The 21,898-nt window shown below is 68.8% G+C and carries 24 protein-coding genes; 13 read left to right on the plus strand and 11 right to left on the minus strand.

Annotated features, from left to right (window positions below; translation table 11 throughout):
• The first annotated feature begins 48 nt into the window (after positions 1-48).
• The 6 genes from ACWF7A_RS40355 to phoU all read left to right on the plus strand — a co-directional run bounded on the left by ACWF7A_RS40355 (position 49) and on the right by phoU (position 7,055).
• On the plus strand, positions 49-291 hold the full coding sequence (locus ACWF7A_RS40355) for a hypothetical protein (protein WP_452255768.1): 243 nt from the start codon (positions 49-51) through the stop codon (positions 289-291).
• Between the two features lie 10 nt (positions 292-301).
• Positions 302-1,426, plus strand: a complete 1,125-nt coding sequence (dusB, locus tag ACWF7A_RS40360) for a tRNA dihydrouridine synthase DusB (RefSeq protein WP_452255769.1) — start codon at positions 302-304, stop codon at positions 1,424-1,426.
• Positions 1,419-1,871 carry a hypothetical protein gene (locus ACWF7A_RS40365; RefSeq protein WP_452255770.1) on the plus strand — a complete coding sequence of 151 codons (453 nt, stop codon included), beginning with the start codon at positions 1,419-1,421 and terminating at the stop codon, positions 1,869-1,871. Before dusB ends, ACWF7A_RS40365 begins: the two co-directional genes overlap by 8 nt.
• A 141-nt stretch (positions 1,872-2,012) precedes the next feature.
• A complete protein-coding gene (locus tag ACWF7A_RS40370; protein ID WP_452255771.1) occupies positions 2,013-2,861 on the plus strand; it encodes a GGDEF domain-containing protein in 849 nt (282 codons plus the stop codon).
• Positions 2,862-3,161: 300 nt separating this feature from the next.
• Positions 3,162-6,317, plus strand: coding sequence for an LCP family glycopolymer transferase (locus ACWF7A_RS40375; RefSeq protein WP_452255772.1), 3,156 nt, complete (start codon positions 3,162-3,164; stop codon positions 6,315-6,317).
• Positions 6,318-6,389: 72 nt separating this feature from the next.
• The gene (gene phoU, locus ACWF7A_RS40380) at positions 6,390-7,055 is read left to right on the plus strand and encodes a phosphate signaling complex protein PhoU (RefSeq protein WP_452255773.1); all 666 of its coding nucleotides are present in this window, start codon (positions 6,390-6,392) and stop codon (positions 7,053-7,055) included.
• Positions 7,056-7,067: 12 nt separating this feature from the next.
• Here phoU and ACWF7A_RS40385 read toward each other — a convergent pair whose 3' ends face one another.
• From ACWF7A_RS40385 to ACWF7A_RS40435, 11 genes are all read right to left on the minus strand, one after another.
• Complete coding sequence (locus tag ACWF7A_RS40385; RefSeq protein WP_452255774.1) at positions 7,068-8,228, minus strand: hypothetical protein; 1,161 nt, start codon at positions 8,226-8,228, stop codon at positions 7,068-7,070.
• Positions 8,229-8,280: 52 nt separating this feature from the next.
• Entirely contained in the window at positions 8,281-9,072 is a 792-nt protein-coding gene (locus ACWF7A_RS40390) for an ESX secretion-associated protein EspG (RefSeq protein WP_452255775.1), read from the minus strand.
• Positions 9,069-10,592 (minus strand): hypothetical protein, encoded by a 1,524-nt coding sequence (locus ACWF7A_RS40395; RefSeq protein ID WP_452255776.1) that lies wholly within the window; start codon positions 10,590-10,592, stop codon positions 9,069-9,071. The genes ACWF7A_RS40390 and ACWF7A_RS40395 overlap by 4 nt, the downstream gene beginning before the upstream one ends.
• A 15-nt stretch (positions 10,593-10,607) precedes the next feature.
• Positions 10,608-11,141, minus strand: coding sequence for a DUF3558 family protein (locus tag ACWF7A_RS40400; RefSeq protein WP_452255777.1), 534 nt, complete (start codon positions 11,139-11,141; stop codon positions 10,608-10,610).
• 9 nt (positions 11,142-11,150) lie between these two features.
• On the minus strand, positions 11,151-11,513 hold the full coding sequence (locus ACWF7A_RS40405; protein ID WP_452255778.1) for a hypothetical protein: 363 nt from the start codon (positions 11,511-11,513) through the stop codon (positions 11,151-11,153).
• 274 nt (positions 11,514-11,787) lie between these two features.
• On the minus strand, positions 11,788-12,564 hold the full coding sequence (gene pstB, locus ACWF7A_RS40410) for a phosphate ABC transporter ATP-binding protein PstB (RefSeq protein WP_452255779.1): 777 nt from the start codon (positions 12,562-12,564) through the stop codon (positions 11,788-11,790).
• A gap of 10 nt (positions 12,565-12,574) precedes the next feature.
• Positions 12,575-13,489 (minus strand): phosphate ABC transporter permease PstA, encoded by a 915-nt coding sequence (gene pstA, locus ACWF7A_RS40415; protein ID WP_452255780.1) that lies wholly within the window; start codon positions 13,487-13,489, stop codon positions 12,575-12,577.
• Positions 13,486-14,550, minus strand: a complete 1,065-nt coding sequence (pstC, locus tag ACWF7A_RS40420; protein WP_452255781.1) for a phosphate ABC transporter permease subunit PstC — start codon at positions 14,548-14,550, stop codon at positions 13,486-13,488. Before pstC ends, pstA begins: the two co-directional genes overlap by 4 nt.
• A 35-nt stretch (positions 14,551-14,585) precedes the next feature.
• Positions 14,586-15,704 (minus strand): phosphate ABC transporter substrate-binding protein PstS, encoded by a 1,119-nt coding sequence (gene pstS, locus ACWF7A_RS40425; protein WP_452255782.1) that lies wholly within the window; start codon positions 15,702-15,704, stop codon positions 14,586-14,588.
• A 197-nt stretch (positions 15,705-15,901) separates the two neighbouring features.
• On the minus strand, positions 15,902-16,777 hold the full coding sequence (mshD, locus tag ACWF7A_RS40430) for a mycothiol synthase (RefSeq protein WP_452255783.1): 876 nt from the start codon (positions 16,775-16,777) through the stop codon (positions 15,902-15,904).
• 10 nt (positions 16,778-16,787) lie between these two features.
• A complete protein-coding gene (locus ACWF7A_RS40435; RefSeq protein ID WP_452255784.1) occupies positions 16,788-17,549 on the minus strand; it encodes a winged helix-turn-helix domain-containing protein in 762 nt (253 codons plus the stop codon).
• 241 nt (positions 17,550-17,790) lie between these two features.
• Here ACWF7A_RS40435 and ACWF7A_RS40440 point away from each other — a divergent pair, with 241 nt between their 5' ends.
• The 7 genes from ACWF7A_RS40440 (at position 17,791) to ACWF7A_RS40470 (ending at position 21,519) form a co-directional block, all read left to right on the plus strand.
• Positions 17,791-18,447 carry an alpha/beta hydrolase gene (locus ACWF7A_RS40440; RefSeq protein WP_452255785.1) on the plus strand — a complete coding sequence of 219 codons (657 nt, stop codon included), beginning with the start codon at positions 17,791-17,793 and terminating at the stop codon, positions 18,445-18,447.
• Positions 18,444-19,262, plus strand: a complete 819-nt coding sequence (locus ACWF7A_RS40445; RefSeq protein ID WP_452255786.1) for an LmeA family phospholipid-binding protein — start codon at positions 18,444-18,446, stop codon at positions 19,260-19,262. Before ACWF7A_RS40440 ends, ACWF7A_RS40445 begins: the two co-directional genes overlap by 4 nt.
• A complete protein-coding gene (locus ACWF7A_RS40450; protein ID WP_452255787.1) occupies positions 19,259-19,672 on the plus strand; it encodes a thioredoxin family protein in 414 nt (137 codons plus the stop codon). Before ACWF7A_RS40445 ends, ACWF7A_RS40450 begins: the two co-directional genes overlap by 4 nt.
• Positions 19,673-19,751: 79 nt before the next feature.
• Positions 19,752-19,829, plus strand: a complete 78-nt coding sequence (locus tag ACWF7A_RS40455; RefSeq protein ID WP_373294250.1) for a putative leader peptide — start codon at positions 19,752-19,754, stop codon at positions 19,827-19,829.
• A 72-nt stretch (positions 19,830-19,901) separates the two neighbouring features.
• Entirely contained in the window at positions 19,902-20,339 is a 438-nt protein-coding gene (locus ACWF7A_RS40460) for a DUF4395 domain-containing protein (RefSeq protein ID WP_382435413.1), read from the plus strand.
• A 30-nt stretch (positions 20,340-20,369) separates the two neighbouring features.
• A complete protein-coding gene (locus ACWF7A_RS40465) occupies positions 20,370-21,215 on the plus strand; it encodes a sulfurtransferase (RefSeq protein ID WP_452255788.1) in 846 nt (281 codons plus the stop codon).
• Between the two features lie 4 nt (positions 21,216-21,219).
• Positions 21,220-21,519 carry a DUF1416 domain-containing protein gene (locus tag ACWF7A_RS40470; RefSeq protein WP_452255789.1) on the plus strand — a complete coding sequence of 100 codons (300 nt, stop codon included), beginning with the start codon at positions 21,220-21,222 and terminating at the stop codon, positions 21,517-21,519.
• Positions 21,520-21,898 lie beyond the last annotated feature (379 nt).

Genomic DNA, 21,898 nt, shown 5'->3' on the forward strand with positions numbered 1-21,898 from the left:
GTTGGCAGAAGCCCCTGACACCCGATCGGGGCACCGGGGGTGTTCGCCGTGAGCGAAGACCCCAGACGCCCCAACGAATCCGCTGCCACGCTGGTCAGCACCGGGATGATCGGCGTGGTCCCGGGCGACATCAGTCGACAGGAAGTCGACATCATCGTCACGGCGGCGAACGAGTCGCTGCTCGGCGGCGGGGTCGACGGGGCGGCCCTGCCGGACTTCGCTGGCTGGTCACCCTCGAAGAGGCCGTCCGCGGTCACTCTCGGTGAAGATCACGCCAGGTCAGTGCCGTAACCTGAAGGGCGTGTCCGTTCCCGCCACGCTGAAGATCGGCCCGTACGCCGTCGACCCGCCCGTTGTGCTGGCCCCCATGGCCGGCATCACCAACGTGGCGTTCCGGCAGCTGTGCCGCCAGTACGGGGCCGGGCTCTACGTCTGCGAGATGATCACCGCGCGGGCCCTGGTCGAGCGCGACGCGATGACCATGCACATGATCACGTTCGACGAGGGCGAGAGCCCGCGGTCCATGCAGCTCTACGGCGTGGACCCGCGCAACGTCGGCGAGGCCACGAAGATGATCGTGGACGAGAACCTCGCGGACCACATGGACATGAACTTCGGCTGCCCGGTGCCCAAGGTGACGCGCAAGGGCGGTGGCGCCGCGCTGCCGTACAAGCGCGAGCTGTTCCGGCAGATCGTGCGGGCCGCGGTCCGCAACGCCGGGGACATGCCGGTCACCGTCAAGTTCCGCATCGGCATCGACGACGACCACCTCACGTACCTCGACGCCGGTCGCATCGCGGCCGATGAAGGCGCACAGGCCGTGGCACTGCACGCGCGCACGGCGTCGCAGCGGTACTCCGGCAAGGCGGACTGGACGGCCATCGCGCGGCTCAAAGAGGCCGTGACCAGCATTCCGGTGCTCGGCAACGGCGACATCTTCAGCGCCCAGGACGCGCTCGACATGGTCGCCGAGACCGGCTGCGACGGCGTGGTCGTCGGGCGCGGCTGCCTCGGCCGGCCGTGGCTCTTCCGCGACCTGCAGGCGGCGTTCCGCGGCGAGCCGGTCCCCGAGGGGCCGAACCTCGGTGAGGTCGCCGAGGTCCTGCGCCGGCACGCCCAGCTGCTCGCGGCGCACGACGGCGAGCACAAGGGCCTGCGCGACTTGCGCAAGCACATGGCCTGGTACTGGCACGGCTTCCCGGTCGGCGGGGACACGCGCAGGGCGTTCGCGATGGTGTCGAGCCTGCAGGAGCTCGACGACCTCATCGGCACCCTCGACGGGAGCGTGCCGTTCCCCGAGAACGCCGAGGGGCCGCGCGGCAGGCAGGGTTCGTCGGCCAAGGTCGTGCTGCCCGAGGGGTGGCTGGACGACCCCGAGGACGCCACCGTGCCGTCCGGCGCGGACGTGATGCACTCCGGTGGCTAGGCGCGTCGCGGTCCTCCTCACCGTGCTCGCACTGCTGGCGGGCTGCGGTGGCCCGATCGCGGGCACGGCACGGCCGGTGCAGCTCAGCGAAGACGACCGCGCGAAGTTCAAGGACTACTACGCCCGCGTCAACAAGGCGGGGGACCAGAGCGCCACCGAGCAGGCGAAGCTCCTCAAGGACACGCAGCACCCGGACTTCCGGAAGAAGACGTGCGACCTGCGCGGCGCGACGATCAAGGTCGAGCCCACGTGGACGACGCTTCGCACTGATGCCGACTGGGCACCCCCTGGTGAGAAGGCACATCCCCGCGGTGACGTGTACGTCGTCGCCGTCACGATCACGTTGCGACGGCAGGACCAGACCATCGGCAGCCAGATCGGGTCGATGCACGTCGTGCTCCTGGACGACGAGGTGTACGGGTTCGCGCCCTGCCTCGGTGGCTGAACGGGTTGTTGATCTTCCAAGCTCACTGGATCGGAGCAGCTGACGGTCAACCGGACGGGGGAAATCCCACCCCTACGCGTCCTTCTGGCTCAAGCGCCGTCTCTCAGGGGACGACACCTGGCAGGTAAGGAGGTGACCGCGATGACCGCACTGCGACCCGAGACCGCAGAGACCCAGCAGGCCGACGCCCCAGTCGACAGGCAGGGTCCCGGCCTGGTGGGGCTGCACGAGTCCATCGCGACGTTGCTCGCCTCCCGCGGCCAGTGGCGCCAGGCGTACCAGCACCTGCGTTCCGCGCTCGACCTCGTCCACGCGGACCAGGTCGAGGAGCCGCACGTTCCGGAACAGCTGCGCCGCGAGGTCGAGCTGCTGCGCCGGGAGCACGCCGAGGCGCGCGAGCAGAGCCTGCGCGACAGCCTCACCGACTCCTACAACCGCCGTTACCTCGACCAACGGCTGATGGACCTGCTGACCGAGCACGGAGCGTGCCGGCACGGGCTCGCCATCGCCCTGATCGACCTGGACTGGTTCAAGCAGGTCAACGACACCTTCGGCCATCTCCTGGGCGACCGGGTGCTGCAGCGCGTGGTCGAGCTGCTGCAGCAGGGCCTGCCGGAAGGCGCGTTCTGCGCCCGCTACGGCGGCGAGGAGTTCGTGCTCGTGCTGCCCCGGGTCGACGCCTCCAGCGCCGTGGAGGTGGCCGAGGCGGCCCGCGAACGTGTCGAGCGTCACCCCTGGGGAGACGTCGCTCCAGGGCTTCGCGTGACCGTCAGCGCGGGCCTCGCGTACGAGCCGCCCGCGGACGAGGCGCCGGAACGGCCGGCGGTCAGCGCCGAGCAGCAGCTGCTGCGCGCCGACAGCCTCCTGTACACGGCCAAGCAGTCGGGACGCAACGCGGTGGCGTACCGTGCCGACGGACGGGTTCGCCTCGCGGGTGCTGCCTCAGGCAGGCGCGCGATCGCTGAAACACGTGTTCTCGGTTACTACTGAGTGACCTGGCTCACCCGTTCAGGGCAAGCGTCCTACTCGTAATCGCGTACAGATCGCAGACGTATCACCCGGAGTGGTCGTCAGAAGTCGCCTACATCCGTAGTATCGCGGGCGCAACTGACACGCCGGTGATGCAACCCTTGTGTCCCGGTCGTCGTCACTTCGTAATGACGAACCGCTTTTTTGCTTCTGACCCAGAAGGGAGATTGGGTGCCCGACGACCCCCGACGTGGCGGCCCCTCTTCCCGTGGTGATCAGGATCCCCAGCACGACCAGCCGACCGGCCGTAGACGTCGCTCGATGGAAGGCTCTGGGGGCCTGAGCGTCTCGGACCTCATCGAGCAGCACAGCAGGACGAACATCCCCCGGCCCGTCCCGCCTGGCATGCCCGAGGAACCCACGACAGGCAGGCGTGCCCTGCCGGACCCACCCGCGGCCACCGGCAGGCGTGCACTGCCTGATCCCCCGGCCCACCCGCAGCAGCCTCCCGCGGCACCGCGGCAGCAGCCGCCCGCCGCTCACCGGCCTGGTGAGCAGACGGGCACGCGCCCGCGGCCGGAGCAGGCCGCACCGCAGAACTTCACGGGTGACCAGACGGGCAGGCGGCGCCGCAACGACGCCCCCGAGCCGAACGGTGCCCCGCAGACCGGCCAGCGGCCGAGGCCCGCACCCGGTGAGAGCACCGGGCCGCGGCCGAGGCCTGCCCAGCCGCCGGCGCAGAACCCCGAGCAGAGCGGTGCCTACCGGGTTCCCGGTGAGCAGACCGGTCCGCGCCCGAGGCCCGACGCGACGGGCATGCAGCGCCGCCCGGTCCCCGGCGAGCAGCCCGGACAGCCCACCGGCGCGGTCCGGCGCCCCGCTCCCCAGACCGGCACCCCACCGCAGACCGGCACCCCGCCGCGCAGGCTCGCCCCCGGCGACGTCCCGTCGTCGAACGGCATCCCGCGCCCGCCGGTGCCCGGTGACGTCTCGCAGCCGGCCGGGCCGAAGCGTCCCGCTCCCGGTGACGTCTCCCAGCCCACCGGCCTGAAGCGCCCGCCGGTCCCCGGTGACGCCGCCCCGAACGGCATGCCCAGGCCGCCGGCTCCCGGCGACCCGCGGCGGATGCCTCCCGGCGACGCGCCGTCCTCGAACGGCGTCCCGCGGCGTCCCGCGCCCGGTGGAGTGCCTGAGGCAGGCCTGCCGAACGGCACGATCCGCCGGCCGGCACCCGACGCGAACGGGGCACCTCCGCGCAGGCTCCTGCCGGGCGACGCGCCGTCGTCCAGCGGCATCCCGCGCCCGGTGCCCGGCGAGCCCAACGGCCTCCAGCGTCCCCCCGCGCCAGGAGGGACGCCGGAAGGCCCCGCGGCCGGTGCACCTCGTCGCCTCCTGCCAGGCGACGCACCGTCCGGCACCAGCATTCCGCGCCCTCCCGTCCCCGGCGAGGGGCCGGAGAACGGCCGCCGCCCGCTGCCCCCGAACGGGGACCTGACGGGCCGGCAGCCGATGCCGTCGCGCGCGGAGTCGAGCGGTCCCCGGCCGATGCCCCCCAGGGCGGAGTCGAGCGGCCCTCGCCCGATCCCCGGCGGTCTCGCGAACAGGCTCAACGAGCCGGTTGACGAGCCCAAGGCCGACGCGCCCGGTCCCGAGGCCACCCAGATCGCCCCGTCGGTGGGTGTGGCCAAGGTCGAGAAGCGCGAAGAGATGGACCCGCTGAGCCTCACCACCGAGATGGAGGCGATCGGCGACGACGTGAAGAAGCGTCGCGAGGTCGACCACACTCTCGCGCGGTTCTCCGCGGTGCACGACGAACTGCTCGAGCAGGAGCGGCAGCGCAAGGAGCGCCGCGCCAAGCTCATGCCGTGGGTCAAGGAAGGTGACGACGGCGACCTGGTCGACGAAGCGACCCAGTACGCCGAGCCCGTCGCCGTCAGCGAGGAGGACGGCGAGCAGCGTCCCACCGGCCGCACCCCCCAGCAGCGCAAGCTGATGCGCACCGCGCGGATCGGCGCGATCGCCGCCGCGGCCGTGGTGTTCGCGTCGACGGGCATCGGCTGGGGTGCCATGAAGTGGGCCGACTCCAAGATCCAGAGGATCGACGCGCTCGGCGGCAACTCCGAGGCCGTGCAGCAGGCCGAGAAGCAGCTCGGTGACGAGAACTTCCTGCTGGTCGGCTCGGACACCAGGGCCGGCGCGAAGGCGGGCGACAACGTCGGCACCCAGGCCCAGGAGGGTGGTGCGCGGTCGGACGTGATCATGCTCGCGCACATCCCCAAGGACCGTAAGCGCATGGTGATCGTGTCACTGCCGCGCGACGTGCGCGTCGACCGTCCGGCCTGCCGCGCCTACAACCCGGACAACGCGCAGTACGCGGGTCCGTTGGCGCCGGAGAAGGGCGTCATGGCGAACTCCGTCTACAACGACGGCGGGCCCGAGTGCGTGGCCAACATGATGACCCAGATGACCGGCCTGAAGATCAACCACTTCGTCAGCATCGACTTCAACGGCTTCCGCGAGATGTCGACGGCGATCGGCGGGGTGGAGATCTGCACCCCGTCGAAGATCGTCGACGACGAGCTCGGTGTCGTGATCGACAAGGCCGGCAAGCACGTTCTCAAGGGCGACCAGGCGCTGTCGTACGTCCGCGCCCGCAAGGTGCAGGCCCAGGGCGACAGCGGCACGGACTTCGACCGCATCAAGCGGCAGCAGGGTTTCCTGTCCGCGATGCTGCGCCAGGCGCTGTCCAACGAGGTGCTGCTGAGCCCGACCAAGCTCAACAACTTCATCAACGCGCTCACGAAGTCCACGGTCGGTGACAACATCGACGTCGCCTCGCTGCTGGAGCTCGCGAACTCGTTGCAGAGCCTCGAAGCGGGCCGCGTCTCGTTCGTGACGATGCCGCACTGGACCGACGAGGGCCCGACGAAGTCGAACGACGACAACATCGAGCGCCTCAAGGACGACGACATCAAGGCGCTGTTCCAGACGATCATCGACGGAACCCCGCTGCCGCAGGAGAAGGTGACCGACCCGAAGTCCGGTGACGCCAACGCTCCCGCTCAGCAGCCCGGAACCCTGGTCGATCCCAAGGAAGTCAGCATCCAGGTGCTCAACGGCGACCCGACGAACGACGGCGCCGGCGGCAGGACTGTGAACCAGTTGCAGCAGCAGGGCTTCACCGTCGTCAAACGGGGCGACGCACCCGAGCAGGCGCCGAAGACGATCATCAAGTACGCCAAGGGCAACGAGAACAAGGCCGCGACGCTCAAGGCCGCGGTGCCCCAGGCGGAACTGGTCGAGTCGGCCGACATGGGTGGCGCGGTCCTGTTGCTGATCGGCAGGGGCTTCGACGAGAAGATCCAGGCACCGAAGGCGGGTGGCCAGCAGGGCACCGCTCAGGGACAACCGCAAGGTCAGCCCGGCACCGATCTGTCCATTGTGAACGCGGCACAGGACCCCTGCGCGGCGAAGTGATTCGCCTGGGGTTCACCTCGGGTTCATCCTGGCATGTCGCTGCCGCGATGGTCGGGACGTAGGCTGAGCGCCATGCGCGAGGCCTACCACGACTCTCTAGAAGAGCTCGCCGAACGACTGGCCGACATGACCGGCATGGTCGCCGAGGCGATGCAGAACGCGACCGCTGCCCTGCTGCAGGCCGACCTCGGTCTGGCCGAGCAGGTCATCAGCGGTGACCAGAAGGTCGACGACGTCCGCTCCAGCATCGAGGAGCAGTCGTACGCGCTGCTCGCGTTGCAGGCACCGGTCGCGACCGACCTGCGCACCGTGCTGGCGGTGATCCACGCCGCCGAGAGCGTCGAGCGCATGGGCGACCTCGCGCTGCACGTGGCCAAGGCCGCGCGCCGCCGGCACCCTGCGTCGGCGCTGCCCGAGGACGTCAAGCCGTACTTCGAGGAGATGGGCCGCATCGCGGTCAAGCTCGCGAGCGAGGCCGCGGAGATCATCCGCGAGAAGGACGTCGACCGCGCGCGTGCCCTCGAGGACGAGGACGACGCGATGGACGACATCCACCGCCACCTGTTCTCCGTGATCATGGACAAGGAGTGGCAGCACGGCGTCGCCGCCGCGGTCGACGTGACGCTGCTCGGCCGCTTCTACGAGCGCTACGGCGACCACGCCGTGTCGGTCGCCAAGCGCACGGTCTTCGTCGTCACCGGCCGGATGCCCGGCTACGGTGGCGACGAGAACCTCTGAAAACCCCTTCAGCTAACGAAACTGCCCATCGCGTTCGGCGACCAGCTCCGGATCGGCGTAAGCCTCGGAGAACTCGGCGAGCACGGTGGGCAGTTCTTCGTCCCACGTCGCCCGCGCCTCGTCGCGCGGCAGATCCCGCGCGTCGACGGTGAAGTACGCCCACGCCCGCACGATCTCGGGCAGCAGCGCCAGATCCTCGTCGGACACGTGCAGCTTCGCGGCGACGTCGAGGATCAGCACGGCGGTCAGCGACGCCGGTCCGTAGACGACCGGGTCGCGGTTCTGCTCCACCGCAGAGGAAGCGACGATCCGGGCGAACGCCCGTGCGGCCTCGACGTCCTCGATCCCGTGCTGCGAGGCCAGGAACGCCTCGACGACCTCGTCCGTCCTTTCCGGACTGACGGTGGGGATCTCGTACTCCTTGGGCACCAACGCGCTCACGCGGGCGTCGGCGAGGGCGATCAGCTGCACGGGGTGCCGCACGTCCTCCTCGCCCATGAGGCCTTCCTCGACCTCCTCGTCCGGCCCGTCCGCCCAGAACTGCTCGATGTCCGGCCACACGCGGTCGTAGACGTCGCTGGCGCTCAGGGCGGTGATCTCGTCGCGGAAGGCGTCGGGCGTGGAGGCGATCATGTCCTCCAGCAGCGCGACGGTGCCCTCGTCCGGCGTCGAGAACAGCTCGATCGCGGTGGCACCGAGCACCGGCTGGCGCATGAACAGCACGGTCTCGCCGACCCCGGCGCGTTCCTGGGTGATCGCGATGACCTCGACGTCGCCCAGCAGGTTCGTGACGAGGTAGGCGTCGCGGAAGTCCGCGACGGTGCCGGCGACGAACCACGTGGGCTCGGCGACACCGCGGGACGCGACGACGTCGGCGGCGGCGGACGAGGCGATCCGGTTCTCCTCGGAGCCCACGCCGGCCAGCGCGCGCAACGCGGTGAGCGCCGCGGGGTCGTCCATCTTCTCCAGCGCCTCGATCAACGGCGCGGTGCCGGACCCGGCGAGCCAGAGCGTCGCGTAGAGCTCGCTCGCCCAGGCGTCCGCGAGCAACCAGGACTCCGAACGCACCGCGGCCGCGGACTCGAGCAACGCCCCGTACGGGGACTGCTGCTCGGGCCTGCGGCCGGGCGCCTTGCCTTGCTTCTTCTTGCGTGACTTGCTTTGCGGGCTCACGCCGAGCAACTTAGCCCAACCGGCCGGAGGCGTGGTCCCCGGCCGAAACCCGTCAGCCCCTCAGCGCGCTGAGCTCACTCGCGAGCTGCGCGGCGATGCGGGCGTTGTCGGCTGGAGCCTGAACCAACCAGTCCTGACCGTCGGCGCCTTTCCTCTTCTGCGTCAGGTAACGACCTTGGTCCGTGTCGAACCACGCGACCTGCGGCGCACGGAGTTGCCGCCCGTCGCGGTTCTTCGCCTCGACGCCGAACTGCCCGACCCGCAAGCGCGGACGTTCGGAGATCGCCTCCAGCGCCCGGCTCTGCGACTCGGCGGGTGACTGGGTGCGAACGCTGCTCATGTAGGAAGAGGACTGGTAGTCCTCGTCTCGTCCGCGCTTCGGCTGTGCCTTGACCGGCCGCGGAACGCTCAACGACTGTCCTGGGCCTGGCCGCTCGTTCGGCACCAGGTCCACAACGGACCGGATGAGCTGCGGCGCGCGGATCAGGTCGACCTTCATCATGCGGTCGTCCAGCACCGCGAGCACGGCCTGTTCCCCGGCCGCTCCACCTCGGGCGAGCAACTGCACGTCGCGGTCGGGGTCGAACATCGCGATGGCGTTGACCCCGAACTCGAAGCGGACCAGCAAGGTCAGCGCTTCCTCGACCTCTCCCACGACTCGGCCCCGGCGCGCCAGACCGCGGTCGCCCAGATCGGTGTAGACCGCGTTGCGAATGCTGCGGCGCTCGTCGTCGGACTGCCCGAAGTAGGGAAAGTCGAACGGATACGGGCGGCTACCGAGCCTGAGGTCTTCCCACAGGATGTCGGCGGCCGCGTGGGACAGCGAGAACGAGTGCACCGTCACTCACCGATCACCGGTGGCGCGACCATCGTGTTGTCACCGAAGACGTCGTCCGCCTCGACGAGGTAGGACGGGGCCTTGTGCTCCAGGTCTTCGTCGCCCTGCCCCTTGCCGGCGGCTCCCCCCGCTCCGCCGCCCACGCCACTCGCACCGGAGGGGCCACCACGCCCCGCCGCACCCGAGCCGGAGGGACCGAACCCGCTCTGCTGGTTGCCCATGACACCGGCGGAACCGCCAGGTCCGAAGCCCGTCTTGGCCGCCGCTGCTCCACCGAAGGCGCCAGGTCCGCCAGGGCCGCCACCCGCACGACCGCCGCCTCCAGCACCGCCACCTCCGGCACCAGCGCCACCGCCGGCCCCGCCCTGACGGCCGCCGCCAGGACCCTGCGAACCGGAGAGACTAGGGCCGGTCCGTCCAGGCTGGCCGGGGCGAACCGGGCCGTTCGGTCCGATGGGAATCCCTGTACCGCCAGGCCCGTTGGGGTTGGTCAAGCCGTTCTGCCCCGTCGTGCCACCCGGTCCTCCTGGGCCACCCGGCCCTCCGGGACCGACCTGCGACAGGTTCGTCGAGCCGTTGTCACCGCTCTGTCCCACACCGCTCGCCGGGGTGGGTCCGCCTGGCGGTGTGGGGCCGCCGGGGGGAGTGTTCGGCCGTCTCGGGGGAGGGCCGACAGGCGGGGGTGGGGGCGTGGGCGGAGGCGTGGGCGGAGGCGTCGAACCGCCGCTGTCCGCAATGGTGGGCGGCGGCGCGAACGCGGGCATCGTGGCACTCGACTGCTGGAAGCTGCTCGACATGGTCGACATGACCTCGGCGGCTTCCTCGTGGGCCTTCTGCTTCTGCTCGAACTTCTCCTGGATCCTGTCGACCGTGTCGGCCACGGCCCAGGGAGGAGCGGAGAAGAAGTCTCTCAACGCGTCCTTGGTGCTGTACTGAACCGGGTCCGGCATGCTGTTCTTCGCCCGGCTCGCGGCCTGCTCCTGCTGGGACAGCTGGTTGCCGGTGAGCTGCGCGGCCTGAGCCGCGTTGCCCGACCACGTGGCGACGTTGGTGAAGTACCCCTGCGCCTTGCCCGCCGCCGCGCCTTCCCAGGAGTCGCCCGCGACCTCGGTCGCTTTCTGCAGATCGGACTGCAGAACGGCCAGCGTGTTGCCGATCCGGTTGAACGCGGCCCCCTGGGCGTTCGCCGTGCCGGGCTCCATGTTGTCCGTGACCATGGCCTTGAGCTGGTCGTGCGGATAGCCCAGGTAGTACGAGCCCGCACTGGTCATCGGCGGCCGGTACGTCTCGACCTGCTGCCGGAGCTCACGGTTCTGGTCCTCGCGGTACTGGTTCGCCTTCGCCTTGTACTCGAAGTAGTCGGCGATGCTGGTGAACTGCCCGAAGAAGCCGGGGTTGTTCTTCTGCCCCTCTTCCCACTCCCGCATCAGCTCGGCTTCGCGGTCGCCCGCGTAGGTGGACTGCCGCGCCTGGCTGTTCGGCTGCGGCGCGCTCTGCGGACCGCTCGCCCCGTCCGGATACGTCATGGCTCCCCCTCCGGGCTACGGCAGATTGGGCTCGATCGCCTCGGCGACGCTCTGCGACGCCGCACAAGTCACGTCCAGCTTCGTTCCGGTCGAATTGACATCGACACGAGACGTGGTCGTCAGCCCTATGGAAACCGCACAGCCAGTATTGGTCAGCGATTTCTTGACCAGCTTTGCTTCGCGCGTTCCCACCTTGATGTCAGATGGCTCTGCATTCGGAGCCAGCACGTAGTCTTTGAGCCCCAGAGTGGCGTAGATGCCCAGCCTGACGAGCGTGCGGTCCTGGGTGCGCCACTGACAGCTGTTATTGTCCACCTTTTCCGCAGGCGACAACTTGAGCTTGGACACGTCCGCCGGCTTCAACAGCGAGCACGGATCGACATCCGCGATAGAGCTGTTGCCGGACGACGAGGTCGAGGAACTCGCGGTGGTCTCCGATGCCGTGTCTCCGGGGGTCGCCTTGCCAGGTTCTTCAGTGGAGCAGCCAGAGAGCACGAGCCCGAGAACAGCGACCTGCAAGACAACGCGTAGCTTCAAAGTCATGATCATCGGTGGCTTTCAGTCGGCGTGCCGGAAGGAGGTCGCATTAGCGCTCTCGACGTTCTCATATGTCTGAAGGACCGTCTTCATCGCCGCAAGCGCGTCATCAAGCGCAGTCCTCAACTGCTCGATCGCAGGAACGATACCTGTGGTTCCCGCGCCGCCCATGGCGCCTTCCTGGTTGTACTTGCTCAGCGTTTTTCCATCTGGACTCGTACCGAGCTTGGTTTCCTGCACGACGTCGACAAGGTCCTGCTCCATGGCAAAGACATCGTCCAACGCTCGCTGAATGGCGGCGACGTAAGCCTTGGCGCCTTCGGGGTTGACAGTGAACCCACCCGACGAGGCCGCGTCCTTCAAGCCCCGCATGCTCTCGGTCATCGACTGCATCGACGCCTGACTCCACGCGCCGTCCGCTGGCCGCACGACTACCCCCTGTGCTCACGCGCTCCCGGACAGGACCGTACCGCCGTCCGGCGGGGTCTGTCTCGCTATGACAGCACAAACACCCAGGCGGGTTCCCGCAATTGCGAAAGTCCACGCGATAACGACTAGCAGTCCGATTGCCGGTTCGAATTCCAACCGGGGCCGGGAAAACGAAAACCGGCCCTGGGCATTCATGCCCAGGGCCGGTTGATCGAACTGCCGCGCGGATTTAGCCGAACCGGCCCGAGATGTAGTCCTCGGTCGCCTTCTGGCTGGGGTTGGAGAAGATCTTCTCCGTGTCGTCGACCTCGATCAGCTGCCCCGGCTGACCGACACCCAGCAGGTTGAAGAACGCGGTCTGGTCGGACACGCGCGCCGCCTGCTGCATGTTGTGAGTCACGATGACGATCGTGTACTCCTTCTTCAGCTCCGTGATCAGGTCCTCGATCGCCAGCGTGGAGATCGGGTCCAGAGCCGAGCAGGGCTCGTCCATGAGCAGCACGTCGGGCTGCACCGCGATGGCACGCGCGATGCACAGACGCTGCTGCTGACCACCGGAGAGGCCACCGCCCGGCTTCTCGAGGCGGTCCTTGACCTCGTTCCACAGGTTGGCGCCGCGCAGCGAGCGCTCGGCCACCTCGTCGAGCTTCTTCTTGTCCTTCATGCCCGCGAGCCGCAGCCCGGCCACCACGTTGTCGCGGATGGACATCGTGGGGAACGGGTTGGGGCGCTGGAACACCATGCCGATGGTGCGGCGCACCTCGACCGGGTCCACAGTGGACGCGTAGATGTCCTCGCCGTCGAGCAGCACCTTGCCCTCGACGCGGGCGCCGGGGGCGACCTCGTGCATGCGGTTGAGCGACCGCAGCACGGTCGACTTGCCGCAACCCGAGGGGCCGATGAACGCGGTGACGTTCTTCGGCGGCACCGCGAGCGAGACGTTCTCCACGGCGTGGAACTTGCCGTAGAAGAGGTTCAGGTCCTTGATGTCGAGTCGCTTGGCCATGTCCGCCCGCTCACTTCGTCTTCGGCGCCAGCGCCCGTGAGATCACGGTCGCCAGGAGGTTGAACAGGGTGATGAGGACGACGAGGGTGATCGCCGCGCCCCAGATGCGGTCGAAGCCCGCCGCCGTCGGGTTGTTGCGCTCGTTCACCATCATCAACGGCAGCGAGGCCATCGGGCCCTCGAACAGGTTGTAGTTGATGAACGGCGCGTACGCGGCGAGCACCAGCACCGGCGCGGTCTCGCCCATGACGCGGGCCAGCGCCAGCATGATGCCGGTCAGGATGCCGGACAGCGCGGTCGGGATGACGATCTTGACGATCGTCTTCCACTTCGGGATGCCCAGCGCGTACGAGGCCTCGCGCAGCTCGTCCGGGACGATCTTGAGCATCTCCTCGGTCGTGCGCACGATGACCGGCACCATCAGCAGCACCAGCGCGAGCGACACGGCGAGCGCGCTGCGGCTGAGGCCGAAGGTCGTGATCCAGACCGTGTAGACGAACAGCGCCGCGACGATCGACGGGACACCGGTGAGGATGTCGACCATGAACGTCGTCGACTTCGCGAGCCGCGAGCGGCCGCCGTACTCGACGAGGTAGATGGCGATCATGATGCCGATCGGCACCGAGATCACGGCGCACACGAGTCCCTGGACCAGCGTGCCGTAGATCGCGTGGTAGGCGCCGCCACCCTGCTGGCGGGCCAGCAGGCCGGACATCGACTTCTGCCACCAGTCACCGTCGAGGATGACCGGGAAGCCGCGCTGGATCACGGTGTAGAGCACCCACACCAGCGGGATGATGGCGATCAGGAACGCGCCCCACACGAGTGCGGTGGCGAGGCCGTTCTTGATCTGGCGGGACAGGCTGACCGCCTGGAACGTCGGTGGCGTCGCGAGGCGCTGGGGATCCGCGAGGTTGGTGCTCACTCGTACTCCTTGTGGCCGGCGACGATCGAGCGCGCGATGGCGTTCACGACGAAGGTCAGCACGAACAACACCAGACCGGCGGCGATGTAGGCACCGGCCGAGCGCGCGTCGTTGAACTCGGGCGCGGCCAGCGCGATCTTCGAGGCGAACGTCGAACCACCGTCGAACAGCGACCAGCCGAACGAGCTGGTGGCGGTGCTCAGGATGATCGCGACGGCGATGGTCTCACCCAGCGCGCGGCCGAGGCCGAGCATCGAGGCGCTGACGTAACCGGCCTTGCCGAACGGCAGGACCGTCGTGCGGACGACCTCCCACTTGGTCGCGCCGAGTGCGATGGCGCCCTCGATGTGCATCGTGGGCGTGCGCTCGAAGACCTCGCGGCTGACGGCCGTGATGATCGGCAGGATCATCACCGCGACGACGATGCCCGCGGTGAAGATGGTGCCGCCGAGCTGCACGTTCACGTTGCCCTTGGCGAACAGCGGGATCCAGCCGAGGTTCTCGATCAGCCACTCCGAGAACGGGAAGAGCACGGGACCGAGCACGAAGAGGCCCCACAGACCGAAGACGATCGAGGGGACCGCGGCGAGCAGGTCCACGACGTACGCGAACGGCCGGGCGAGGTTGCGCGGCGCGTACTGCGTGAGGAACAGCGCGATGCCCAGCGCGATCGGCATGGCGATCAGCAGGGCGAGCAGTGCGACGACGACCGTGACGAGCGTCAGGTCGAGGATGCCGAACCGCAGGTTCGTCGGGTCGGTGGTGTTCCACTCGCGACTCGTCAGGAAGTTGACGTTGTCCAGTCCGAGCGACGGGATGGCCTGGAGGATCAGGAACAGGCCGATCGCGCCGATGAGGACGACGATGAAGACACCGGACCCCGTCGCCAGGCCGCGGAAGATGCGGTCACCAGGCCGGACGTGAGGTGCCTTGGTCGTTACTGGAGCTTCCGGTGTCGGGGGAATCGGAGCCTCCGAGGCGTGGGGAGCAGCCGCGACGCCCCGCTCCGCACCGGTGTCACCGGGGCGGGCGGGGCGCTTGGCCACGACGGGATCTTTCATCGCGTCTGTGTGTCAGCCGAAGTTTCGCATCAACCTCAGGCGATCGCCTTCACAGCGGTCAGGATCTTGTCCTGGAACGCCTTGGGCAGCGGCACGTAGCCCGCGTCGGCGAGCTGCTGCTGACCGGTGGTGGCGGCAACCGTGAGGAACGCCTTGACGGCCTTCGCGGTGTCGGCGTCGTAGCCCTTCGAGCACACGATCTCGTAGGTCGCGAGCAGCAGCGGGTACGCACCGGCGGCCTTGGAGCCGTAGATCGAGTCGAGGTCGAGGACGAGGTTGTTGCCCTCACCCTTGATCTTGGCCTCGTCGATGGCCTTGCCCGCCGACTCGGCGTTCAGCTCGACGGCGCCGGCACCAGAGTCGATCTTGGCGACCGAGAGCTTGTTGTCCTGCGCGAAGGACCACTCGACGTAGGTGATCGCACCGTCGATGGAGCCGACGGCCTGGGCGACACCGGCGGACTTCTCCTTGCCCTCGCCGACACCACCCTTGAACTGCTTGCCGTCACCCTTGGTCCAGCCACCGGCGACCTTGAGGTACTTCTGGAAGTTGTCGGTGGTGCCCGACTCGTCCGAGCGGTAGATGACCGCGATGTCCTTGTCCGGCAGGGTCGCGGAGCCGTTCAGCGCCTTGATGGCCGGGTCGTTCCACTTCTTGACCGCACCGGAGAAGATCGCGGCGGTGGTCTTGGCGTCCAGCACGAGGCTGTCCACACCGGACACCTTGTAACCGATGGCCACCGGGCCGAAGACCAGCGGCAGGTTCCAGGCCGGGTTGGTCTGGCAGCGCTTGGCGGCGGCCTCGGTCTCGGCGCCTTCCTTGAGCGCGGAGTCGGAGCCACCGAAGTCGACCTGGCCCGCGTTGAAGTTCTTCACGCCCGCGCCGGAGCCCGACGGGTTGTACGCGAGGTCCACACCGGGGCAGGCGGCCTGGTAGGCCTGCACGAACGCGTCGACCGCGTTCTTCTGCGCGGAGGAGCCCTCGGCGTTGAGCTTGGTCTTGCCACCGCACTCGACCGGGACGGAGGCGGCGTTCGACGCGCCGGCGTTGTTGTTGCTGCCCGCCGGGGCGTTGTTGTCGCTGCCACATGCACCGAGCAGCAGCGCGCTGGCCGCGACGAGGCCGAGCACGGCACCGTGCCGCTGGATCTTCACCTTGGTCCTCCACCTTGCGGAAGCAATTAGCGGTTCGCGACGAACCCGCCGCTCGCTACGGAAGGTAGGTAGCCAGAGTGGACAACCCACCTAGTCAGGGTGAACGGAAGGTGAACACAGGACGGGAAGTGACGGGTCACACGGCCGAAAGAGTGAGTGCGTGACCAGCGCGTATGCGTTTTGTGACGGTACGTTGACTACCGCGCGTACTGGACGTCGGCGTCCCAAAGGGTGAAGCCGAGCTTCGTGTAGACGCGGACCGCCGCCGCGTTGTCCGACTCGACGTAGAGCATGACCTGCTTGACGCCCTGTTCCCGCAGGTGACGCAGGCCGGCCAGGGTCAGCGCCTTGCCCAGGCCACCGCCCTGGCGGTCCGGGTCGACGCCCACGACGTAGACCTCGCCCAGCTCCGGCGTGTGGACCTTCGTCCAGTGGAAGCCCGCCAGGTTGTCGTCGGCGTCGAACGCCAGCAGGAAGCCCTCGGGGTCGAACCAGGGCTCTTCTTCCTTGGCGCGGACGTCCTCGATGGACATCGCGCCCTGCTCCGGGTGCCAGTCGAACGCGCGGTGGTTCACGTAGACGACCGCGGCCTCGTCCTTGCCCGCGACGAACGACCGGATCGTGACGCCCTCGGGGAGCTTGGGCTCGGGCAGGTCGTTCTCGACGCGCAGCCGCATCCGCAGCAGCTCGCGCACCTTGCGGAAGCCGAGCTTCCCGGCGAGCTTCTCGGCGTCCGGATGGCCGCCGTGCGCCCAGATCCGCAGCGACTCCTGCGGAAGCGCCTTCACCAGCGCCTCGCCCACGCCCTGATGGCGGTGCTTCGGGTGCACGGCGAGCTCGGCGACCTTGTTGCCACCGGAGTCACCGATCAGGTCGACGTGCGCGTACCCGGCCAGTTCGCCGTCCAGGTGCGCGAGGAGATGCCTGCTGCCGGTCGCGCCGGGGCGCATCCGCAGCCGTACGGCCTCACCGACCGGGGCCACGCCGTCGGTGCCCTGGGCAGCCTCCAGCAGACCCGTCACCTCGGCGGCCTGGTCGGCCGTCAGCTCCTCGAACCAGCTCAGTTGCGCCACACCGGCGAACCTACCGCGCGATCAAACGCTCATCCAGGACACGGGCGGAGTCGTCGATCTCCACCTCGGCGACGTCGGCCGGGCGGCGCGACGAACCGGGGCGCGGCGGGCGGACGAACTTGTAGCCCACGTTGCGGACCGTGCCGATGAGCGCCTCGTGCTCGGGGCCGAGCTTGGCGCGCAGCCGTCGCACGTGGACGTCGACCGTGCGGGTGCCGCCGAAGAAGTCGTAGCCCCAGACCTCCTGCAGCAGCTGCGCGCGGGTGAAGACCCGGCCCGCGTGCTGCGCGAGGTACTTGAGCAGCTCGAACTCCTTGTAGGTGAGGTCGAGCGGGCGGCCCTTGAGGCGCGCGGTGTAGGTGGCCTCGTCGATCACGAGGTCGCCGAGCTGGATCGCGCCGTCGCCACCGGGGGCCGTGGTGCCGCGGCGCGAGCGAACGAGTCGCAGGCGGGCGTCGACCTCGGCGGGGCCGGAGTTCGGCAGCAGGATCTCGTCGACGGACCAGTCGGAGTTGACCGCGACCAGACCGCCCTCGGTGACGACGGCCACGACGGGCACGTCCACGCCGGACGAGTCGAGCAGGCGGCACAGCGACCGGGCGCCGACCAGGTCCGTGCGGGCGTCGACCAGCACGATGTCGTGGGGTCCGGCTTCGAGGAGCGCGGACACCTCGGGACGGAGCGGGCGGACGGCGTGAGGGAGCAGAGCCAGAGCAGGAAGCACGGCCTCCGGGTCGGGGTCTGTCGTCAGCAGCAGCACGTCGATGCTCATCGGGGTGCCCTCCAAATCGGCCGTGGTCAGGTCACCTCGACCAGACCAGCGGCGTACGGTGACCGGGCCCCGTTGCCTGCGGATGACGGAGAGACTACCGGTGCAGCCCCAGAAAGTCCCAGGTCAAGAAGCCGTGCTCACATTTGTTTCCACAGGCGTCATGCCTGTTACATCCACGTCACACGACGGGGTGCGCTTGCACGGCGTCCACCACAAGGGTGAAAGCGACCTCGCTTTCGTTGTGGGACATGGGTTCACGAACAACGTGCGGCGCCCGCACGTGGCCCGCGTGCTCGCCCGGCTGGCCCGTCGCGCCGGCGTCGTCGCGTTCGACTTCCGCGGCCACGGACGCTCAGAAGGGCGCTCCACGGTCGGCGCGGACGAGATCCACGACGTGGAGGCGGCCGTCCGGACGGCTCTTTCGCTGGGCTACTCGAAGGTCGCCACCATCGGCTTCTCGATGGGCGCGTCGATCGTGCTGCGGCACGCCGCGCTGGGGGAGACCCGGCCGGACGCCGTGGTGTCCGTCAGCGGGCCCGCCCGGTGGTGGTCGCGCGAGACCGCTCCCATGCGCCGGGTGCACTGGTTGCTGGAGCAGCCGCACGGCAAGCTCGCCGCACGCGCGCTCGGGGTTCGGCTCGGCAGCAGCTGGGTACAAGCGCCGGAGAGTCCGCTCGAGGTGGTCGGACGCATCACGCCGACCCCACTGCTGATCGTGCACGGTGACCTGGACCACTATTTCTCAGTGGAGCACGCCAGGTCGTTGCACCGCGCGTCCTCAGGACATGCCGAGTTGTGGATCGAGCCCGGCATGCGGCACGCGGAATCGGCCGCGACTCCAGAACTGGTAGACCGGGTGGCGGCATGGATCGCCGTTAACGTCGAGGACGAGGGATGACTGCGCAAACCCCTGCACGGCCGCGAAAGAAGAAGTCCCGTCGCGGGAAGTTCCTCATCATCACGGTCATCGTGCTGGGCGTGCTGCTCGTGGCGGCCGACTTCGCCCTGGCGGCGGCCGGCGAGTACCAGATCGCCCAGCGGATGCGGGAGAAGCTGCAGCTCAGCGAGGACCCGTCGGTGCGCATCAACGGGTTCCCGTTCACCCTGCAGGCGCTGCGCGGTGACTACAAGCACGTGGAGATCCGCGCGTACGGCGTGCCGATCCGCAACGAGCAGCAGGGCGTCGACCTGCGCGACCTCGACGTCGAGGCGGACCTGCTGCACACCCGCGTCGAGCTCGCGGACCTGTTGGCGGGCAACGTCTCCAAGGCGACCATCGACACCGTCAAGGGCAGCGTCCGGATCAAGGCGCTCGACCTGAACCGGCTGGCGAACCAGGTGACGCCGTTCGACAAGCTCTCGATCGAGCCGGACAACCGCGTCGCCACGCAGGCACCGGTCGACCCGAAGGCGCCCAAGACCACGGCCGCGGTGAAGCTCTCCGGCCAGACCAACGTCGCCGGCAAGGTCATTACGCTCACCGCGTACGGCCAGATCGCGCTGGTCAGCGGTTCCATCCAGATCAACATCGACGACATCGAGCTCGACGACGCGTCGCTCAAGCAGATCATCCCGCAGCTGCGCCAGGCGCTCGCGATCAAGATCGACCCGGGCACGCTGCCGTTCGGTGCGACGCCCACCGCCGTCGAGGTGGAGAGCGGTTCGTTCAAGCTGTCCGGCGAGATCGCGGATGTACCGTTGGTCCAACGATGACAGGTGTGTGGGCGCTGCTGGGCGCGCTGGCCGTGGCCGGTGCGATCGGTGTGCTGCTCAAGGTCCGCGAGGGCCGCATCTCGTCTCGTTCCCCACAGCCTTCCGCCGACCTGCCCGCTCCCGTGCGCGACCTGCTCGCGCCGGGGGTGACGCTGGTGCAGCTCTCCACCACGTTCTGCGCGCCGTGCCGGCACGCGAAGGTGATCCTGCGCGACCTGGCCGACCGCACGGACGGCCTCACGCACGCCGAGCTCGACGTCACGAACCTCCCGGACGTCGCCGCGTCGCTGGGCGTCATGCGCACCCCGACGACGCTCGCCCTGACCGCCGACGGCACCGAGGTGTTGCGGGTCGGCGGCGTACCGAAACGCGACTCTCTGCTGGACGCGTTGCGCCCGCATTTGCCCTAATCCGGTCGGGTGAACCTGCGTTGTTCCATCAAGTGGACATACCTCCCGCACCGAGGGATTGCGGGCTACCCTCGCTGCCATGACCTTGCTGCTCACGAAGCGACGCGCGGTTGATCTGTGCCGCGTGCGCAGCAGCCTGTGTCGCACGACGAGCTGAACTGGGCTGCTTGACGCCCATCAGCCACCTCTGCCGGACTGAATCCCCTCGTCCGTTTGCCCGGAGGTCGTCGTGCCCAAAGACTCCCCTGTAGACCCGCGCGGACCGCGCTTCTCCGCCTGGATGACCACCGTCATCCTCGCGATCGTGTTGCTGACCGGCTGGTGGCGTCTCCTCGCCGCCCAGACGGTGCTCTTCGCGATGTGCGCGTTCATCTCGCTGAAGTTGAACCCGTGGGGTCACGTCTACCGCTACGCGATCCAGCCGCGCTTGACCCCGACCACCGAACGCGAGGAAGCGGCCCCGCTGCGCTTCGCCCAGGGAGTCGGCTTCGTCTTCGCTCTGATCGGCACCCTCGGTTACGCCACCGGCCTCACCACGCTCGGCATGGTCGCCACCGGCTTCGCCCTGGTGGCAGCACTGCTGAACGCGGCACTGGGCCTGTGCCTCGGGTGCGAGATGTACCTCGTTCTGCGCAGGTACGTACCTGCCCTCGCTCGACCGCAATAACGACACGCACTACTACAGGAGAAACGTCCCATGAGCCGTGAGAACGTGCTGGTCTCGGCCGCCTGGTCCGAGGAAAACCTCCAGGCGCCCGGCGTCGTGTTCGCGGAGGTCGACGAGGACACCACCGCGTACGAAGGCGGCCACATCCCCGGCGCCGTCCGGATCGACTGGAAGACGGAGCTGCAGGACCCGGTCCGCCGCGACTTCATCGACCGCGAAGGCTTCGAGAAGCTGCTCTCGGCCAAGGGCATCTCCAACGACGACACCGTCATCCTCTACGGCGGCAACAACAACTGGTTCGCGGCCTACGCGTACTGGTACTTCAAGCTCTACGGCCACACCAACGTCAAGCTGCTCGACGGTGGCCGCAAGAAGTGGGAGCTCGACGGCCGCCCCCTGGACAAGGAGGAGGTCACCCGCGAGGCCACCTCCTACTCCGCCCAGGAGCAGGACCTCTCCATCCGCGCGTTCCGCGACGAGGTCGTCGAGGCCATCGGCAACAAGAACCTCGTCGACGTGCGCTCCCCCGACGAGTTCTCCGGCAAGCTGCTCGCCCCGGCCCACCTCCCGCAGGAGCAGGCGCAGCGCGGCGGCCACATCCCGTCCGCGGTGAACGTCCCGTGGTCCAAGGCGGCCAACGAGGACGGCACCTTCAAGTCGGACGAGGAGCTCCGCGCCCTCTACGCCGAGGCGGGCTTCGACGGCAGCCGCAAGACGATCGCGTACTGCCGCATCGGCGAGCGCTCGTCGCACACCTGGTTCGCCCTGCGCGAACTGCTCGGCCACGAAGACGTCAAGAACTACGACGGTTCTTGGACGGAGTACGGCTCGCTGATCGGCGTGCCGATCGAACTCGGTTCCGGCAAGGAGGCCTGATTCCATGTCCAACGGCTGCGGCGCCCCCACCCAGGGCGGCACGATCGACGTGGGCACGACCGAAACCGTGCTCGAGGGCAAGGTCGTCTCCGACGGCACTCCGGTGGGCGGCGCGTTCGTCCGCCTGCTCGACTCGACCGGCGAGTTCACCGCCGAGGTCGTGACCTCGCCGGAGGGCGACTTCCGCTTCTTCGCGGCACCGGGCAGCTGGACCGTCCGCGCACTGCACCGGACGGGCAACGGCCAGGCCGACGTGTCCGCGTCCGGCCCTGGGGTGCACGCGGTGGAGATCGCGGTCGCCTAGGACCTGGTTGGCTAGAGCGAGGGCCTCGACGGTGCTCCACCGTCGGGGCCTTCTGCTTGTCAGCGGTTGGGCGCTTCGGACCTAGGTGTCCATGCTTGGACAGTGGCAAGGCTAGGGCCATGGCGCAGACGATGCCGAAGGCGAGCAGTCCGAGCACAAGCTCACGGCCAGGCCCACTCATCGCGAAGCCGAAGGCGAGCCGTCTTTAGCAGACGCTCTGGGCGGTGGGGTCCCATCACGAGTCGCGCCACAGCTCTTGCTGCAGTCAGGAAGGGGTGTCAACTCGACACGCTTTTCGTCGAGTTGACACCCCTTCCTGACTGTGGGACACAAATTGCTCGGCGTGTTATTGGAACCCAACGCCCAACCCACCCCCCCA

The sequence above is a fragment of the Lentzea sp. NPDC055074 genome, assembly GCF_053608005.1.

Excerpts from the sequence above, each read along its gene's own strand:
- ACWF7A_RS40400 (WP_452255777.1), bottom strand. The coding sequence starts at position 11,141 with ATGATCATGACTTTGAAGCTACGCGTTGTCTTGCAGGTCGCTGTTCTC.
- ACWF7A_RS40470 (WP_452255789.1), top strand. The coding sequence starts at position 21,220 with ATGTCCAACGGCTGCGGCGCCCCCACCCAGGGCGGCACGATCGACGTG.
- ACWF7A_RS40435 (WP_452255784.1), bottom strand. The coding sequence starts at position 17,549 with ATGAGCATCGACGTGCTGCTGCTGACGACAGACCCCGACCCGGAGGCC.
- pstC (WP_452255781.1), bottom strand. The coding sequence starts at position 14,550 with ATGAAAGATCCCGTCGTGGCCAAGCGCCCCGCCCGCCCCGGTGACACC.
- ACWF7A_RS40370 (WP_452255771.1), top strand. The coding sequence starts at position 2,013 with ATGACCGCACTGCGACCCGAGACCGCAGAGACCCAGCAGGCCGACGCC.
- phoU (WP_452255773.1), top strand. The coding sequence starts at position 6,390 with ATGCGCGAGGCCTACCACGACTCTCTAGAAGAGCTCGCCGAACGACTG.
- ACWF7A_RS40395 (WP_452255776.1), bottom strand. The coding sequence starts at position 10,592 with ATGACGTATCCGGACGGGGCGAGCGGTCCGCAGAGCGCGCCGCAGCCG.
- ACWF7A_RS40450 (WP_452255787.1), top strand. The coding sequence starts at position 19,259 with ATGACAGGTGTGTGGGCGCTGCTGGGCGCGCTGGCCGTGGCCGGTGCG.
- ACWF7A_RS40465 (WP_452255788.1), top strand. The coding sequence starts at position 20,370 with ATGAGCCGTGAGAACGTGCTGGTCTCGGCCGCCTGGTCCGAGGAAAAC.
- ACWF7A_RS40445 (WP_452255786.1), top strand. The coding sequence starts at position 18,444 with ATGACTGCGCAAACCCCTGCACGGCCGCGAAAGAAGAAGTCCCGTCGC.
- ACWF7A_RS40455 (WP_373294250.1), top strand. The coding sequence starts at position 19,752 with ATGACCTTGCTGCTCACGAAGCGACGCGCGGTTGATCTGTGCCGCGTG.
- ACWF7A_RS40405 (WP_452255778.1), bottom strand. The coding sequence starts at position 11,513 with ATGACCGAGAGCATGCGGGGCTTGAAGGACGCGGCCTCGTCGGGTGGG.
- pstB (WP_452255779.1), bottom strand. The coding sequence starts at position 12,564 with ATGGCCAAGCGACTCGACATCAAGGACCTGAACCTCTTCTACGGCAAG.
- ACWF7A_RS40375 (WP_452255772.1), top strand. The coding sequence starts at position 3,162 with ATGGAAGGCTCTGGGGGCCTGAGCGTCTCGGACCTCATCGAGCAGCAC.